At 76.2% G+C, this 15,424-nt stretch carries 19 protein-coding genes; 16 read left to right on the forward strand and 3 right to left on the reverse strand.

Translation table 11 applies throughout. The features are described from left to right. The first annotated feature begins 101 nt into the window (after nucleotides 1–101). The 4 genes from RSE42_RS18590 (at nucleotide 102) to RSE42_RS18605 (ending at nucleotide 3,162) form a co-directional block, all read left to right on the forward strand. Nucleotides 102–980, forward strand: coding sequence for a DUF4397 domain-containing protein (locus RSE42_RS18590; RefSeq protein ID WP_415297510.1), 879 nt, complete (start codon nucleotides 102–104; stop codon nucleotides 978–980). After that, a complete protein-coding gene (locus tag RSE42_RS18595; RefSeq protein ID WP_415297511.1) occupies nucleotides 977–1,699 on the forward strand; it encodes a class F sortase in 723 nt (240 codons plus the stop codon). The genes RSE42_RS18590 and RSE42_RS18595 overlap by 4 nt, the downstream gene beginning before the upstream one ends. Before the next feature lie 88 nt (nucleotides 1,700–1,787). Then, nucleotides 1,788–2,369: an RNA polymerase sigma factor gene (locus RSE42_RS18600; protein ID WP_198947259.1), complete on the forward strand. Its 582-nt coding sequence runs from the start codon at nucleotides 1,788–1,790 to the stop codon at nucleotides 2,367–2,369. Next, nucleotides 2,353–3,162 (forward strand): anti-sigma factor, encoded by an 810-nt coding sequence (locus RSE42_RS18605; RefSeq protein ID WP_396049857.1) that lies wholly within the window; start codon nucleotides 2,353–2,355, stop codon nucleotides 3,160–3,162. The genes RSE42_RS18600 and RSE42_RS18605 overlap by 17 nt, the downstream gene beginning before the upstream one ends. 29 nt (nucleotides 3,163–3,191) lie before the next feature. Here the strand turns inward: RSE42_RS18605 and RSE42_RS18610 are convergent, their stop codons facing one another. Beyond that, entirely contained in the window at nucleotides 3,192–3,770 is a 579-nt protein-coding gene (locus tag RSE42_RS18610) for a dihydrofolate reductase family protein (protein WP_085388598.1), read from the reverse strand. A 78-nt stretch (nucleotides 3,771–3,848) separates the two neighbouring features. On the opposite strand from RSE42_RS18610, the gene RSE42_RS18615 reads away from it, so the two are divergent. Further along, a complete protein-coding gene (locus tag RSE42_RS18615) occupies nucleotides 3,849–4,421 on the forward strand; it encodes a TetR/AcrR family transcriptional regulator (protein ID WP_415297512.1) in 573 nt (190 codons plus the stop codon). Between the two features lie 32 nt (nucleotides 4,422–4,453). Here RSE42_RS18615 and RSE42_RS18620 read toward each other — a convergent pair whose 3' ends face one another. Then, nucleotides 4,454–6,406, reverse strand: a complete 1,953-nt coding sequence (locus RSE42_RS18620) for a BTAD domain-containing putative transcriptional regulator (protein WP_415297513.1) — start codon at nucleotides 6,404–6,406, stop codon at nucleotides 4,454–4,456. A gap of 149 nt (nucleotides 6,407–6,555) precedes the next feature. On the opposite strand from RSE42_RS18620, the gene RSE42_RS18625 reads away from it, so the two are divergent. Next, nucleotides 6,556–7,428, forward strand: coding sequence for an alpha/beta fold hydrolase (locus RSE42_RS18625; protein ID WP_415297514.1), 873 nt, complete (start codon nucleotides 6,556–6,558; stop codon nucleotides 7,426–7,428). A gap of 16 nt (nucleotides 7,429–7,444) precedes the next feature. On the opposite strand, the gene RSE42_RS18630 is transcribed toward RSE42_RS18625, so the two are convergent. Then, a complete protein-coding gene (locus RSE42_RS18630) occupies nucleotides 7,445–8,074 on the reverse strand; it encodes a PAS and ANTAR domain-containing protein (RefSeq protein ID WP_137281332.1) in 630 nt (209 codons plus the stop codon). A gap of 199 nt (nucleotides 8,075–8,273) precedes the next feature. Between RSE42_RS18630 and RSE42_RS18635 the strand changes: the two genes are divergently transcribed. The 10 genes from RSE42_RS18635 to RSE42_RS18680 all read left to right on the forward strand — a co-directional run bounded on the left by RSE42_RS18635 (nucleotide 8,274) and on the right by RSE42_RS18680 (nucleotide 15,359). After that, on the forward strand, nucleotides 8,274–8,984 hold the full coding sequence (locus RSE42_RS18635) for a GAF and ANTAR domain-containing protein (protein ID WP_171468603.1): 711 nt from the start codon (nucleotides 8,274–8,276) through the stop codon (nucleotides 8,982–8,984). A 91-nt stretch (nucleotides 8,985–9,075) separates the two neighbouring features. Further along, on the forward strand, nucleotides 9,076–10,092 hold the full coding sequence (locus tag RSE42_RS18640) for a zinc-binding dehydrogenase (protein WP_415297515.1): 1,017 nt from the start codon (nucleotides 9,076–9,078) through the stop codon (nucleotides 10,090–10,092). A gap of 87 nt (nucleotides 10,093–10,179) precedes the next feature. Continuing rightward, nucleotides 10,180–11,124: a hypothetical protein gene (locus RSE42_RS18645; RefSeq protein ID WP_085386992.1), complete on the forward strand. Its 945-nt coding sequence runs from the start codon at nucleotides 10,180–10,182 to the stop codon at nucleotides 11,122–11,124. A gap of 82 nt (nucleotides 11,125–11,206) precedes the next feature. Next, nucleotides 11,207–11,521 (forward strand): DMT family transporter, encoded by a 315-nt coding sequence (locus RSE42_RS18650; RefSeq protein ID WP_034652619.1) that lies wholly within the window; start codon nucleotides 11,207–11,209, stop codon nucleotides 11,519–11,521. 2 nt (nucleotides 11,522–11,523) lie between these two features. Continuing rightward, nucleotides 11,524–11,937: a DMT family transporter gene (locus RSE42_RS18655; RefSeq protein ID WP_043657296.1), complete on the forward strand. Its 414-nt coding sequence runs from the start codon at nucleotides 11,524–11,526 to the stop codon at nucleotides 11,935–11,937. A gap of 136 nt (nucleotides 11,938–12,073) precedes the next feature. After that, nucleotides 12,074–12,727: an ANTAR domain-containing protein gene (locus RSE42_RS18660; RefSeq protein WP_051028361.1), complete on the forward strand. Its 654-nt coding sequence runs from the start codon at nucleotides 12,074–12,076 to the stop codon at nucleotides 12,725–12,727. Between the two features lie 52 nt (nucleotides 12,728–12,779). Next, nucleotides 12,780–13,286: a hypothetical protein gene (locus RSE42_RS18665; protein WP_415297516.1), complete on the forward strand. Its 507-nt coding sequence runs from the start codon at nucleotides 12,780–12,782 to the stop codon at nucleotides 13,284–13,286. Beyond that, nucleotides 13,283–14,512 (forward strand): NRAMP family divalent metal transporter, encoded by a 1,230-nt coding sequence (locus tag RSE42_RS18670; RefSeq protein ID WP_415297517.1) that lies wholly within the window; start codon nucleotides 13,283–13,285, stop codon nucleotides 14,510–14,512. Before RSE42_RS18665 ends, RSE42_RS18670 begins: the two co-directional genes overlap by 4 nt. Continuing rightward, a complete protein-coding gene (locus RSE42_RS18675; RefSeq protein WP_415297518.1) occupies nucleotides 14,509–14,949 on the forward strand; it encodes a hypothetical protein in 441 nt (146 codons plus the stop codon). Before RSE42_RS18670 ends, RSE42_RS18675 begins: the two co-directional genes overlap by 4 nt. Beyond that, nucleotides 14,946–15,359: a PRC-barrel domain containing protein gene (locus RSE42_RS18680; protein WP_137281339.1), complete on the forward strand. Its 414-nt coding sequence runs from the start codon at nucleotides 14,946–14,948 to the stop codon at nucleotides 15,357–15,359. Before RSE42_RS18675 ends, RSE42_RS18680 begins: the two co-directional genes overlap by 4 nt. The last annotated feature ends 65 nt before the right edge of the window (nucleotides 15,360–15,424 follow it).

Here is a 15,424-nt window from a genome sequence, read left to right on the forward strand (position 1 = left end):
TTTTTGATGCGTGTGCATCCAGATCCGCACCTGCGGGGGAAGAGGGGGTGTCAGCAGATCGAGCGCCCGGGACGGACCGGGCTCGACCACCGGAGGACACCATGCACCGCACCGCACGACGCACCGCCGCGCTCGCGGGCGCAGCGACCCTCGTCGCGCTGGGGGCCGTCGCGCTCCCCGCCCAGGCCGCCACCGACGACGGCGCCTCGCTCTCCGTCCTGCACGGCGTGCCGGACACGCCCGTGGACGTCTGGGTGAACGACGAGCTCACGCTCGACGACTTCCAGCCCGGCGACCTCGCGGGTCCGCTCGATCTCCCCGCCGGGACGTACACGGTCGCGATCACCGCGCCCGACGCGACCGACACGAGCTCCCCGGTCATCGGCCCGGTCGACCTCCAGCTCGCGGGCGGCACGAGCTACACCGCCGTCGCGCACCTCGACGCGGGCGGCCAGCCGACCGCGACGCTCTTCACGAACGACACGAAGCCGACGGCCGCGGGCCAGGGCCGGCTGACCGTGCGGCACGTCGCCGCGGCGCCCGCGGTCGACGTCCTCGCGGGCGGGGAGGCGGTCGTGACCGGCCTGGAGAACCCGAAGGAGGCCGTGCTCGACCTGCCGGCCGGCACGATCTCGGCGTCCATCGCCGCCGCGGGCACCACGGAGCCCGTGCTCGGCCCGGCCGACCTCACGGTCGCCGAGGGCGTCAACACCATCGCGTACGCGTGGGGCAGCCTCGAGGACGGCAACCTCGCCCTCGCGACGCAGACGGTCGAAGGCCTGCACTCGTCGCCGTCGGGCGTCCCGGCCGGGCTCTCGGGCCTCGCGGCCGACGCGCCGAGCAGCACCGCCACGGGCGTCGCCATCGCGTTCGGTGCGTCGCTGTTCGGCCTGCTGCTCGTCGCGGCCACCTTCATGCTGGCGCGCGCGTGGCGCCAGCAGCACGCGGCCCAGGCCGTCCGGAGCGACCGGACGGCATGACGCAGCGCACGACCGCCGGTCCCGCGCGCCCCGCCCGGGGCGCGCGGGCCGGCCTCCGGACCCTCCTGGGGGCGGTGCTCGTCACCGCAGCGGTCGTCGGCGGATGCTCCCTGCCGTCCGCCGACGGGTCTGCCGACGGACTCGGACCGTCGGCCGACCCCCTCCCCACCCCGGCCCCCCACCAGGGCGGGGAGGCGACCGCGGGGACGCCCGGGCCGGCCCGGGACGCACCGGTGCCGGTGCGCCCGGCCCGGGACGTCCCGGCTCCCCCGCCGCCGGCACCCGCACGGGTCATCGTCGGTGACCTCGAGATCGACCTGCCCGTCGAGCCGGCGGGCGTCGACCCCGAGGGGCGCATGGCGCTGCCGGGCTCCGGTGACGTCGCCGCGTGGTACCGGTTCGGACCGGCCCCGGCGAGCCCCACCGGGACGACCCTGGTCGCGGCCCACGTGGACGACCCGGACGGCGTCGGGCCGTTCGCGCGGCTCCGCGAGATCACGACGGGCGCGAGCGTCGACGTCGTCGACGCGACGGGCACCTCGTACACCTACACAGTGACCGACATCAGGAGCATCGCGAAGCCCGACGTGCCGCTCGACGCGCTGTTCGACCGCGACGGCGAGCGCCGCCTCGTCCTCGTGACGTGCGGCGGCCGCTGGGACGCCGAACGACGCTCGTACTCGGACAACGTCGTCGTGACCGCGGTCCCGTCGCGGTGACGGCCCGCACGGGCGCTACGATCGCTGCTACCCGCTCGCCGCTGCCGCCCGGGTGGTCGGCACCGACCCTCGAGGACCCGCCCTGAACGTGACCGAGACCGGGACCACCGACCCGGACCTGTGGCGCCTCGGCCGCGACTTCGCCGACGGCGACGAGCAGGCGCTCGCCGAGGCCTACCGGCGCTGGTCCGCGCTCGTGCACACGATCGCGCTGCGCTCGCTCGGCACGCGCGCCGACGCCGAGGACGTCACCCAGCAGGTCTTCGTCGCGGCCTGGCGGGGCCGGTCCCGGTTCGACCCCGACCGGGCCCGGCTCCCGGCCTGGCTCGTCGGGATCACGCGGCACACGGTGGCCGACGCGCACGAGGCCCGGTCGCGGGTCCGCCGGTCGGAGGAGGCCGCGGCCACGACCGCCCCGGACGCGGGCCGCGCGGCGAGCGAGGACACCGACGTCGGACGTGTCGCCGACCGCGTGCTCCTCACCGAGGAGCTGCGACGGCTCGGCGACCCGGGGCGGACGATCCTGGAGCTCGCGTTCTTCCGCGACCTGACGCACGTGCAGATCGCCGAGGAGCTCGGCCTGCCGCTGGGTACGGTCAAGAGCCACGTACGACGAAGCCTGATCCGGCTGCGCGACCGATTGGAGGTGGACGGTGCAGCACATCGATGACGAGACCCTCGCGCTCCTCGCGCTCGGCGAGGACGTGCTCGACGACGACGCGCGCGCGCACCTGTCCTCCTGCCCGGAGTGCGCCGACGCCGTCGCAGGGCTCGCGCGCGTCGTCGACGCGTTCGACGGCGCGGACCCGGCGGACGAGCTCGTCGCCCCCGACGCCGCGGTGTGGTCGCGAATCCAGGCCGAGCTCGGCCTGACGAGCGCCGCCGCCGCTCCGCCCGTCGTCGCCCCCGCGGCGGTCACCGACGCTCCGGCCGCGCCGACGCTCCCGCAGGGCGCAGCCGAGCCCGGGACGGAGGACGGCGTCGCGACCGGCACGGCCGTCGTCGTGCCGCTCGCGTCGCGGCGCCGACGGGTCTGGGTCCCGGTCGCGGCGGCGGCTGCGGCCGCGCTCGTCGTCGGCGGCGTGGGCGGCGTCCTCTGGGAGCGCCGCGAGGTCGAGCCGCCCGAGACGACGGTCGCGAGCGCGACGCTCGACCCGCTGCCCGACTGGCAGGGCGCGAGCGGCGACGCGCGCGTCGAGGAGCGGCCCGACGGGCGGCGCCAGGTCGTCGTGACGGTCGACGCGCCGGCGCCCGACGGCACGTACCGCGAGGTGTGGCTGCTCGCGGAGGACCTGAGCGGCCTCGTGAGCCTCGGCGTGCTCGACGGCGCGGAGGGCCGCTTCGACGTGCCCGACGGCCTGGACCTCGCCGAGTTCCCGGTGGTCGACGTCTCCGAGGAGCACTTCGACGGCGACCCGTCCCACTCGGGCGACTCGGTCGTGCGGGGACCGCTCGACGTCTAGGTGCACGGTCGTCACGGCGGGACCGTCGCTCACGCCCGCGCGTACTCCGCGAGCGTGACGCCGGAGCGGAACGTCTGCGTGCCCGTCGATCGCCAGGAGAGGGGCGCGTAGTCCCGCTCGCCGAACAGCGGGACGCCGGCGCCGAGCATCATCGGGTTCACCTTGAGCGCGAGCCGGTCGATCTCGTCGACGAGCACGGCGGCGAGCGCTCCCCCGCCGCACAGCCAGATCCCCTGGCCGTCCTCCCGCTTGAGCGCGCGGACCGTCTCGACCGGGTCGGCGCCGGTGAACAGCACCCCCTCGCTCCCCTCGGGCGCCTCGTGCGTGCGGGTGAAGACGATCTGTCGCAGGTGCCGGTAGGGGTTCGGCAGGTGGTGGTCGGGGAGGCCGACGGCGTAGGTGTTCCAGCCCATGAGGACGGTGTCGAAGGGGCCGTCGGCGACCGGGAGCCCCGCGGCCTCGGCCAGGTCAGTCGGCGCCGTGCCGCGGTACCGGGACCAGATGGGCGCCATGTGGTCGCCCTCGGCGAGGAAGGCGTCGAACTCGCCTCCCGGACCGGCGATGTACCCGTCGAGGCTCACGGCGACGTAGTAGGTCAGCTCGCGCATCATGTCTCCTGACAACTACAGATGAAGTGGTTGCCGGTGAGACTACAACAGGTGCAGTGGTTGCGATAGCCTCGGCGCATGGCGAAGAACACCGCACGGCGCAGCGCCCTGGCGGACGCCGGGATCGCCGTGCTCGCCCGCGAGGGGTCGCGCGGCCTGACGCACCGCGCGATCGACGACGAGTCCGGGGTCCCGACGGGCACGACGTCGAACTACTTCCGGAGCCGGGACGCCCTCGTCGCGGGGCTCTTCGAGCGCATCGGGGAGCGGCTCGCGCCGACACCCGAGGACCTCGCCCGACGCGCGGCCCAGACGCCCGACCGCGCGCTGTTCGCGGACTACCTCCGCGACATCGTGCGCCGGTTGTCGACCGACGCCGACGTCACCCGAGCCCTGTTCGAGCTGCGGCTCGAGTCCGGCCGTCGGGGCGAGCTCGCGGCCGTGCTCGGCCCGTGGCTGCGCGCGGGATTCGAGGCCGACGTCGCGTTCAACCGGTCGGCCGGCCTGCCCGGCGGACGCCGGGAGATCGCCCTGTTCCACTACGCGATCGACGGGCTGCTCCTCGACCGTCTCACCACGCCGATCGACCCCGACATCCCGACCGACGACGTCGTCGACGCGCTCGTGGCGGGGTTGCTCCCGGAGCGCTGAGCGGCCTCACGCCCGCCCCCGGACGGCCGCTCCTACGACGCGCGGCGCTCGTCGAGCCGGTCGAGCCAGCCGCGGACGGGCCCGAGCGAGACCAGGCCCGACCCGGCCCCGGCGAGCTCGTCGGGGGTGCGGGCGAGCGCGCGTCGGGCCTGCCCGGCGAGCGCGCGGTCGCCGAGCCGCAGAGCGGTCTCCGCGCGCAGCGCCCACAGCAGCTCGCGCAGGTGGTCGGCGGGCGGCTCGGGCGCCGCGCGCGCGAGCCGGGCCGCGGCGTCGGGGTCGCCCGCGTCGAGCACGAGCAGCGGCTCCGCCCACGGGGCGTACGGGCCGAGGCCGGCGGTCTCGATCCCGGCGAGCGGGCGCCCGTGCCGCACGCGGACGGTGAGGAGCGCGAGCGGGAGCAGCCCGTCGCGCACGCCGGGCATGCGCACCCCGGCGAGCCGGTCGTCGGCGGCGCGGTACGCGCGCGCCGCGGCGTCGGGCGGGGCGGTCTCGGCGTCGCGCATCGCCCGGTACCAGGCGGTGAGCATCGGGACCACGGGCGACTCGTAGCCCGCCGCGACGTCCTCGGCCGCGGCGGCGTGAGCGTCGGCGCCAGGGAACCGGCCCGCGCCCGCCGCCGCCTGCATCCGGACGAGGTGGCCGAGGATCGCGAAGGTCGGGAGGTCGTGGTCCTCCGCCAGGGCGACCAGCTCGGCGCCGGTCCGGTCCCGCTCGGGACCGGCGCCCGGCCGCTGGAAGGACTGGAGGAACCGCGCGTTGAGCGCGAGCGCGAGCGTCGCCGGGTCGCCGAGGTCGCGCGCGATCCCGACGGCGTCCTCCGCCGCGGCCCGCGCCCACGCGTCGCGCGTCCCGCGGTGCTCGATGCCGACCACCGCGAGCAGACGCGCCCGCAGCACCGGGGGCGCGTCCGGGCCGAGGCGCCCGAGGGTCCGCCGCGCGACGCCGACGAGCGCGTCGGCCGCCGCCGGGTCGTCGCTCCGGGTCCAGACGGCCGGGACGTCGTACGCGGTGACGGTCCGCGCGGCGAGCACCGGGTCGCCGGTCGCCTCGGCCGCGAGCGCCGCGGCGACGCGCTGCTCCTGCGCGGTCGCGAGGTGGTCGCCCCCGGCGACGGCGAGCGTGCGCGCGACGTCGACCGTGGACCGCAGGTGCGTGCGCGAGCCGGTGGGGGCCGTGACGGCGAGGCGCGGCCCCGGCGTCGGGCCGTCGAGCGACGCCGCGTGGCCGAGCACGTCGCGCTCGAGCCGGACGAGCTCGGGACCCGGGTCGAGGCCGAGCTCGTCGGCGAGCCGGCGGCGCGCGCGCCGCAGGACGTCGAGCGCGTCCGCCTGCCGCCCGTCGCGGTACAGCGCGAGCGCGAGCAGCGCCCACGCGTGCTCGCGCCACGGGTGCGCGGCGGCGTGCGCGTCGAGCACGACGACCGCCTCCGCGGCCCGGCCCTCGCCGAGCAGCGCGTCCGCGAGCAGCTCGACGGCGCGCGCGTGCACCTCGACGAGGTGCCGGCGCTCGGCCCGCACCCACTCCCGGTCCGGCAGGTCGGCGTACGGCTCGCCGCGCCAGGCGGCGACGGCGTCCGCCAGCGCGCGCGTCGTGCCCGACGCCGCGTCCCCGGCCCCGGGAGACGCGCTCGCCCGGGCGACGGCCGCCTCCAGGCGCGCCGCGTCGAGCGCGTCGTCCGGGAGCCGCAGCGCGTAGCCGCCGTGCGCGGTGACGAGGACGCGCGGGGGCGTGCGCGGCGCGCGCCCGGGCTCCAGGCGCCGCCGCAGGTCGCCGACGAACGTCGCGAGCGCGCCGCGCCGGTCGCCCGTCCCCGCGCCGGGCTCGTCCCAGAGGTCGTCGGCGAGGCGGTCGAACGGCACCGGGCGCCCGCGCGCGGCGGCGAGGCGCGCGAGGAGCTCGCGCTGGCGCGGTCCGCCGGGGTCGACGTCCGCGCCGTCGCGCAGCACGCGGACCGGCCCGAGCACCTCGACGCGCAGCTCCACCACACCGCCATTCTCGCCGCGCCGGGGCACTGATCGGACGGCACTGATCGGGCGGCACTGATCGGACGCTGATCCGCCGCCCGGAGGATGGCGACGAACCGGCCGGGCACAGCCCCGACACGGCCGAGAACCGCTCCGAGAGAGGACACCCCATGCACATCCCCGGCTTCGAGACCCGCACCGTCGAGGTCGCGCCCGGCGTCGCGCTGCGCGCCGAGACCGCGGGCGAGGGCACGCCCGTCGTGCTCCTGCACGGCTTCCCGCAGACGCGCCACATGTGGCGGCACGTCGCGACCGACCTCGCGCGCGACCACCGTGTCGTCGTGCCCGACCTGCGCGGCTACGGCGAGAGCGCGAAGCCCGCCGCCACGACGCCCGACGTCTACGCCAAGCGCACCATGGCCGCCGACGTCGTCGCGCTCGCCGACGCGCTCGACGTCGACCGGTTCGTCCTCGTGGGCCACGACCGCGGCGCGCTCGTCGCGTTCCGCGCGGCGCTCGACCACCCCGACCGCGTGAGCCACCTCGGCATCCTCGACGTGGTGCCCACGCTCGACACGTGGGGAGTGCTGCACGGCGTGCACGCCGCCGTCGCGTTCCACCTGTACCTCATGGCGCAGCCCCCGGGCCTGCCGGAGACGATGATCCGCAACAGCGCCGACGCGTTCTTCGGGTCCTTCCTCGACGCGTGGACGCAGGACCCGGCCGCGATCCCCGCCGACGTGCGCGCGCACTACCTCGCGTCGAGCCGCGACGCGGTCGACTCGATCGTGGCCGACTACCGCGCGACCGCGACGATCGACGTCGAGCACGACCAGGCGTCGCTCGACGCGGGCGACCGGCTCGCGATGCCCGTCGCCGTGGTGCAGCAGGACTGGGGCGCGCAGCTCGGGTACGACGCCGCGGGCGTCTGGCGGCGCTGGGCGCCCGACCTCGAGCACCTCACGACGACGGCGGGCCACTTCATGGCCGAGGAGGCGCCCGGCGACGTCGCCGCGGTCGTCCGGGCGCTCGCGCGGCGCTGACCGCCCGGCCCGCCGCCTACCGCAGGAGGGACACGACGCGCCGGGCCCGGTCCGGGCTCGGCGTGGTGCCCTCCTCGACGACCCGCCGGGCGAGCTCCCGCAGACGCACGTTGCGGTCGTTCGAGACGCGCTTGAGGAGCCCGAACGCCTGCTCCGTCCCCACCCCGAGCGCGGCGGCGACGACGCCCTTGGCCTGCTCGATCGGTCCGCGGCTGCGGGCCGCGGCCGCGATGTCGCGCTCGGCCTGCTGCTCCGCCCGGTCCCGGACGGCGACCGTCACGTCGACGAAGCTGCCCATCAGCTCGACGACCCGGCCGGTGTCCCGGTCGCGACGGCCGTGCCCGACGAGCACGAGGACCCGCTCCGCGCCGCGCGCGTCCATGATGCGGTGCATGCTCGAGAACGGCTCCCCGTCGACGCGGGCCCGCTCCAGCAGGTCGCGGACGCGGTCGCGGTCGTCGGGGTGCTTGTGGGCGAGCACGAGCGACGTCGTGGGCACGACCTCCCCGGGCTCGAAGCCGTGGAGGCGGTACGTCTCCGGCGACCACCACCAGACGTCGGTCGCGAGGTCGACCCGGAACTGCCCGGGCGTCGTGCCGTCGCCGAGCGAGACAGGGTGCAGCGCTGCGGGGTTCTCCACGGACATGGGTCGTCTCCGTCGTCGTTCAGCGGGGTGGTGAGCCAGGTCCAGACTCGACTCCGGGACTCTAGCCCGGTGGCGGTTTCCTGCAACCGGTCCGGGAGCTGCCCGGACCGGGAGCGCCGCGGGGCCGTCCGCGCACCGCCGACGAGCGAGCGCGGGGAGCGCTGTCAGACTGACCGTGCACGAGGTAGGGAGGCACACCGTGGGCGCCGCGCCGGATCTGCTGGAGCTGCTCTCGCGCGCCCTCTCCCGGGCCGACCGCAGCCTGCCCCTCGCCACGCGGCTGTGCCAGGCGTCCGCGACCGTCCTCGGAGCCCGGAGCGCGGCGCTGACGGTCGCGCCGACGGCGGACGACCGGCTCACCGTGTCCACGGCGGACGGCCTCGCGGCCCGGATCGAGGGGCTGGGCGAGGTGATCGGGGAGGGCCCGGTCCAGCGCGCCCTCTCGGAGGACCACATCGTCGTCAGCGGGGCCGACGAGGGCCGCGACGAGCACGACTTCCCCGTCTTCTCCCACGCGGTCGAGGCGATCACGGGCCCGGGCGCGTACCACGCCGTGCCGATGCACGCGGGAGGGCGGGTCGTCGGCGTGCTGAGCCTCGTCACCTCCTCCCGGACGCTGGCGCGGGGACCGGAGGACGTGCAGCTCCTCGCCGACACCGTCGGGCTCTCCCTGCTGGGCGACCTGGACTCGTTGGACTGGGCGCCCCGCGCGGAGGTCCACCAGGCGACCGGCATGGTCACCGCCCAGCTCCGCATCCCGCCCGGCGACGCGCTCGCGGTGCTCCGGGCGCACGCCTACGCCCGGTCCACGACGCTCGACGACGTCGCCGAGGAGGTCGTCACGAGGCGGCTCAGCTTCGCCTACGACGAGGAGCACGCCGTGCAGACGCTCCGGACCGACGACGGCTGACCACAGGCTCTCGACGGCCGCACGGGCCCCGCGCCGCCAGCCGCCGTAGGCTCGACGACGACCGCCCACCCGCCCGCCCCGAGGAGCCCCCGTGCGCGCGACCGTCATCCACGCCCCGTACGACGTCCGCGTGGAGCAGCGCGACGACCCGCGCCTGCTCGCGCCGACCGACGCGATCGTGCGCGTCGAGGCCGCGTGCGTGTGCGGGTCGGACCTGTGGACGTACCGCGGCGTCAACCGGGTCGAGCACCCCGTCGCGATGGGCCACGAGTACGTGGGCACCGTTGAGGAGGTCGGCGCGGACGTCCGGACCGTGCGCCCGGGACAGCTCGTCGTCGGGTCGTTCTTCGCGTCCGACAACACGTGCCCGATCTGCCGGGCCGGGTACCAGACCTCGTGCGTGCACCGGGAGCCCGTGCGCGGCGCCCAGGCCGAGCTGCTGCGCGTCCCGCTCGCGGACGGGACGCTCGTCGCGACGCCGGAACGCCCCGACGACGACCTCCTGCCCGGGCTGCTCACGGCGTCGGACGTGCTGGGGACCGGCTGGTTCGGCGCCCGGGCGGCCGAGGCCGGCCCGGGGAAGACGGTCGTCGTGGTGGGCGACGGCGCCGTCGGGCTGCTCGCGGTCCTCGCCGCCGCGCAGCTCGGCGCCGAGCAGGTGATCGCGATGAGCCGGCACGCGCCGCGCCAGGAGCTCGCGCGCGCGTTCGGCGCGACGGAGGTCGTCGCGGAGCGGGGCGACGAGGGCGTGGAGCGGGTCCGCGAGCTGACCGACGGGCTCGGCGCGCACAGCGTCGTCGAGGCGGTGGGCACGCCGGACTCCATGAGCCAGGCGCTCGGTGCCGTCCGTGCGGGCGGGCACGTCGGGGTCGTCGGGCTGCCGCACGGCGTCGACCTCCCGGCGGTCGACATGTTCTACCGGCACGTGCACTGGTCCGGCGGCCCCGCGCCCGTGCGCCGGTACCTGCCCGAGCTGCTCGACTCCGTGCTGGAGCGGCGCATCGACCCCGCGCGCGTGTTCGACCTCGAGCTCTCGCTCGACGACGCGGCCGAGGGCTACGCCGCGATGGACGAGCGGCGCGCGATCAAGGCGCTGCTGCGCCCCTGACCGCGGCCGACCGCGGCTGCTAGGGTGCCCGCGTACCGCATCGCGTGGCGGCCTTCCCAGCTCACCCTTTTGCCTGGAGGCAGCCGCATGTCTGCACGTCCCCGTGTCCGGACCTTCCGTCGCGACGACCGCGACCAGCTCACGGACCTCGTCAACTCCCACCTCTCCGCCGTCGTGCCGGGCGCGCGGCTTTCGGTCAACAGCGTGCTCGGGAGCCTGGAGCGCCAGCCCGACGAGCACGTCGTCGACCCGTGGGTCGTCGAGCGCGCGACGTTCGTCGTCGAGTCCCGGCACCGGGTCGTGGGCGCCGCGCACCTGCACCGGTTCACGGCCGGGCCGGAGGCGAGCGACGACTACCGCGACGCCGGCCTCGTGCAGTGGCTCCTCCTCACGCCGCCCGACGACGAGGACCCGGAGCAGTCCGCCGAGGCCCGCGCGGCCGCGGACGCGCTGACGGCCGCGTGCCACGCACAGCTCGCGGCGTGGCAGGTGCGCGTCGCGTACGCGGACGGGCAGCTGCCGTTCGCGGGCGTCTACGGGGTGCCGGAGCAGTGGCCGCACGTCCGCGAGGCCCTGGAGCGCGCGGGCTTCCGCCCCGGAGAGCACGCCGAGACGGTGCTGCTCGCCCCGACCTCGGCGCTCCCCCGCGCCGTCCCCGTGCCGGACGACGTCGCCCTGCGGCGCACGCTCGGCCCCGGCGGGGGCGTGCGGTTCACCGCGCACCGCGGCACGGAGACGGCCGCGTACGTCGAGCTCGACACGACCCTCGGCCGCGCCGAGCGACAGGCCGCGACGGGAGGCACCGCCGAGCTGGTGGACCTCGCGCCCGGCCCGGGGGCCGACGACGCCCTGCTGGCCGGGGTGCTGGCCGAGGCCCGGGCATGGCTCGAGCTCGCCGGGGTGCACCGTGTCCTGGTCGGCACGGACGCGACGGACCACGAGGAGATCGCGCAGCTGCGCGCCTGGGGGTTCCGCGAGCTGACGACCGTGAGCCGCGGCTGGCGGCTGGAGAGGTCGAATGTGGTACGTTAGTACCAGAGTTGCGTCGAGGTAGCTCTGCGGACGAGGGAGCAGTACCCGCACGGACAAGACTGACTCAGGAGGGTTGCTTGTCATGGCTTGGCTCGTCCTGGTCCTCTCGGGCCTGCTCGAGGCGGTGTGGGCCACCGCGCTCGGAGCGTCGGAGAACTTCCGCCGGTGGCGCCCGACCGTCGTCTTCTTCGTCGCCATGTCGCTGAGCATGGTCGGTCTCGCCTGGGCGATGACCACGCTCCCCACCGGCACCGCGTACGCGGTGTGGGTCGGGATCGGCGCGACGCTGACCGTCGTCTGGGGCTTCGTCACGGGCAAGGAGCGCGCCACCATGGCGCGCGTCGGCCTGCTCGTGCTGCTCGTCGGCTCCGTCATCGGGCTCAAGGCGGTGAGCTGACCGTGCCGTGGATCATCCTGCTCGTCAGCGCCGTCTTCGAGGCCGTCTGGGCGACGGCGCTCGGCACGTCCGACGGGTTGTCCGTCCTCGGGCCGTCCGTCGTCTTCTTCGTCGCGCTCGCGCTGAGCATGCTCGGCCTCGGCTGGGCGACCAAGCACATCCCGATCGGCACCGCGTACGCGGTGTGGGTCGGGGTCGGCGCGGCGCTCACCGTCACCTACGCCATCCTCACGGGCGACGAGTCCGTGAGCGTGGGCAAGGTGGTCTCCATCGCCGGGATCATCGCGGCGGTGGTGGGCCTCAAGCTCGTGCCGTCGCGCCCGGGGCGGGCGGCCGAGAGGGCTTCCGGCCCGGAGGCCGACGCGTCGGCCGACTCCGCGCGGGCGCCCGCGGGAACGGCCCCGGACCGCCCGTAGCGCGGCGTCGAACCGCTCCGCCGCGCCCCTGAGCACGGGATTCGTCGCTCGGGGGCGCGGTGCGGGAGCATGTGCGCCGGGGCGACGGGGTCATGCAGCGGCCCGGACGCCGCCCTCGAGGCCGCAAGGAGCAGAAGTGAACGGTTCGGCCGACGCCGCCCTCTCGACGTGGGTGCCCTCTCCCGGCGCCGTCGCCGCCGGGGAGTTTCGGTACTACCCGGAGGAGGACCGGTGGTGGTGGTCGGACCCGCTCCTCGAGCTCTTCGGCTACTCCCCCGGTGAGGTCGTCCCCACGACGGAGCTGCTCCTGTGGCACCACCGGGCCACGGGCAAGGACCGTGCGCAGACGCTCACCGCCATCGCGCGCGCCGTGTCCGGCGAGGCGCCGGTGCAGGTGCAGGTCATGCGGGACGCGAGGGGCCGGGAGTGCGCGGTCATCGTGCTCGTGGACGTCGCCTGGACCGACCCGACCGGCGTACCCGTCGCCCGGGGCGTCGTGCTCGACGTGACGAGCGTCGTCGGCGTCGGCGCACGGGCCCAGGCGAACGAGCAGATCGGCCTGTGGGCACAGTCCCGCGCCGCGATCGAGCAGGCCAAGGGCATCATCGCGCTCGCCTACCGCGTCACCCCCGACGCCGCGTTCGCGTCGCTCCGTCGCTCGTCGAGCCTCGCCAACGTCAAGGTGCGCGACATCGCCGAGTCGGTCGTCGCCGTCGCGCAGGACCTGCCGGCCGGGGCCGACCCGCGACCGGCGCTCGACCGCGTGCTCGCGGGCGTCCAGGCCGCCTGACCGCCGGCCCGTCCGGGTGCGGGCCTCCCGGAGCAGCGGCACCATCGCTGACGTGGGACGTCGTGCGCGCATCACCCGGTCCGGGGCCGCGCTCGGGCTGCTGCTCGGGCTCGCGCTCGGCACGACGGTGGGCTGCACGGCGAGCCTGCAGGAGCCCGGCCAGGCGACGGCCGCCGTCGCCGACGCGGTCGCCCAGGCCGGGTCGGCGGTCGAGACGACGCGGCTCACCGTGCGGCTGCTCGACGCCGACCGCGTGACGACGCCCGTCGCGGACGCCGCCGTGCTCGACCAGGTCCGGGTGCTCGAGGAGTCCACGACCGCCCTGACCACCCTCGTGCCGCCCGACGACGTCTCGTCCGCGCAGCGCGACGCGGGGCTCGCGGCCGTCGCCGACGCGACGGCCGAGGTCGTCACCGCGCGCGCGTGGGTCGCACGGGAGGCGGGCGGCGACCTGTCGGCCGCCGGGGCGGTGCCGCTCACGGCGTCCGAGCTCGAGGCCGACCTCGCGCGCGCGGCCGACGACCTCGACACGGTGCTGGCCCTGGCGGGTGGCGCGTGAAGAAGCTCCTCGGTATCGCGCTCGGCATCCTCACGGCGATCGGCGGGTTCGTCGACATCGGCGACCTCGTCACGAACGCCGTCGTGGGGTCGCGGTTCGGCCTGTCGCTCGTGTGGGTCGTGGTCGTGGGCGTCGTCGGGATCTGCCTGTTCGCGTCGATGTCGGGCCGCGTCGCGGCGGTGAGCGGGCGCGCGACGTTCGAGATCATCCGCGAGCGCCTGGGACCGCGGGCGGCGGGCGCGAACCTCGCGGCGTCGTTCGCGATCAACCTGCTCACGCTCACCGCGGAGATCGGCGGCATCGCGCTCGCGCTGCACCTCGCGAGCAGCGTCGAGCCGCGCCTGTGGATGCCGGTCGCGGCGCTCGCCGTCTGGCTCGTGCTGTGGCGCGTGAAGTTCCAGGTGATGGAGAACGTCGCGGGCCTGCTCGGGCTGCTGCTCGTGGGGTTCGGGGTCGCGCTGTTCCTGCTGGGGCCGGACTGGGGCGAGCTGCTGCGCCAGGCGGTGCCGCCGTCGCCCCCGGAGACGGAGCACGTCGCGACGTACTGGTACTACGCCGTCGCGCTCTTCGGCGCCGCGATGACGCCGTACGAGGTGTTCTTCTTCTCCTCCGGGGCCGTCGAGGAGGGCTGGACCGCGAAGGACCTCGCGCAGAACCGCGTCAACGTGCTCGTCGGGTTCCCGCTCGGCGGGCTCCTGTCGGTGGCGATCGCGGCGTGCGCGGCCGTCGTGCTGCTGCCCGAGGGCATCGAGGTGTCGTCGCTGTCGCAGATCGTGCTGCCCGTCGCCGAGGCCGGGGGGACGCTGCTGCTCGCCGTGGTGATCGTCGGGATCGTCGCGGCGACGTTCGGCGCCGCGCTCGAGACGGCCCTGTCGAGCGGGTACACGCTCGCGCAGTACCTCGGCTGGTCGTGGGGGAAGTTCCGCCGCCCGGCGCGCGCCGCGCGCTTCCACCTGACGATGGTCGTCGCGCTGCTGCTCGCCGTCGCGATCCTCATGACGAGCGTCGACCCGGTGGCGGTCACCGAGATGTCCGTCGTGTTCTCCGCGGTCGCGCTGCCCCTCACGTACGTGCCGATCCTCCTCGTGGCCAACGACCCGGAGTACATGGGCGAGCACGTCAACGGGCGCGTGACCAACGCGCTCGGCATGGTCTACCTGGTGATCGTCGTCGTCGCGGCGGTGGCGGCGATCCCCCTGATGATCGCGACGGGAGCAGGGTCATGAGCCGGGACGCCACCCCGCCGACGGGGGTGCGCGTCGTGGACGCGCGCCTGCACCTGCTGAGCCGTCAGGTGCTCGACGTCGACGGCGAGCCGGTCACGACCGTCGACGACCTGGAGCTCGTCGCCTCCCCCGCCGCGGACGACGCCGCGCCGGACCGCTCGCCGGACGACGGCCCGCGGGACGCGGTGCCCGGCGAGCCGGCGGAGGTCGGCGCGGTCCTCACCGGGCCGGTGCTCGTGACGCGCCTCCTCGGCGGCCGCCCGCCCGCGTCGCGCTGGGAGCGCGTGCCGTGGTCCGACGTCGGGCACGTGGGCACGGCGCTCGAGCTCACCGTCCGCGCGGACTCGCTCGACCTGCACTGGACCGAGAACTGGCTGCGCGAGCACGTCGTCGGCCGCATCCCGGGCGGCCGGCACGACCCCGAGGAGGAGTCGTGATCCTCGGCGACCTGCTCGACGCGCGCGTCCTCGGACCCGCCGGGGAGGACCTCGGGTTCCTCGTCGACGTGCGCCTCGCGCTCGACACGCTGCCCGACGACGGCCCGCCCGCGGGCGAGGCCGACCCCGACGACGCGCACCCCGAGGACCGCGCGCTGAGCGATCAGGTGCGACGGCGCAGCCGCGTCGGGCGCGCGCGGGTCGTCGGGATCCTCGTGAGCCCACGGACCGGGACGTCGTTCCTCGGGTACGAGCGCACGGGCGTCACGGCGCCGTGGCCCGTGCCGCAGCTCGTGCGGCGCCGGCACCGCGGCACGTTCCTCGTGCCGTGGGACGACGTCGCCGCCGTCGGGCAGGGCGAGGTCCGGCTCGCCCAGGGCTACCGGCAGGAGGACGCCGCCCTCCCCTGACGCCGTCGCGCGTTGCGAGCGGCGCGCGTCCCCGTGACGCTGGACGGGACGGTGGAGCCAGCCGC

The organism is Cellulosimicrobium sp. SJTW-1 (assembly GCF_047716875.1).
Classification (GTDB): Bacteria; Actinomycetota; Actinomycetes; order Actinomycetales; family Cellulomonadaceae; genus Cellulosimicrobium; species Cellulosimicrobium funkei.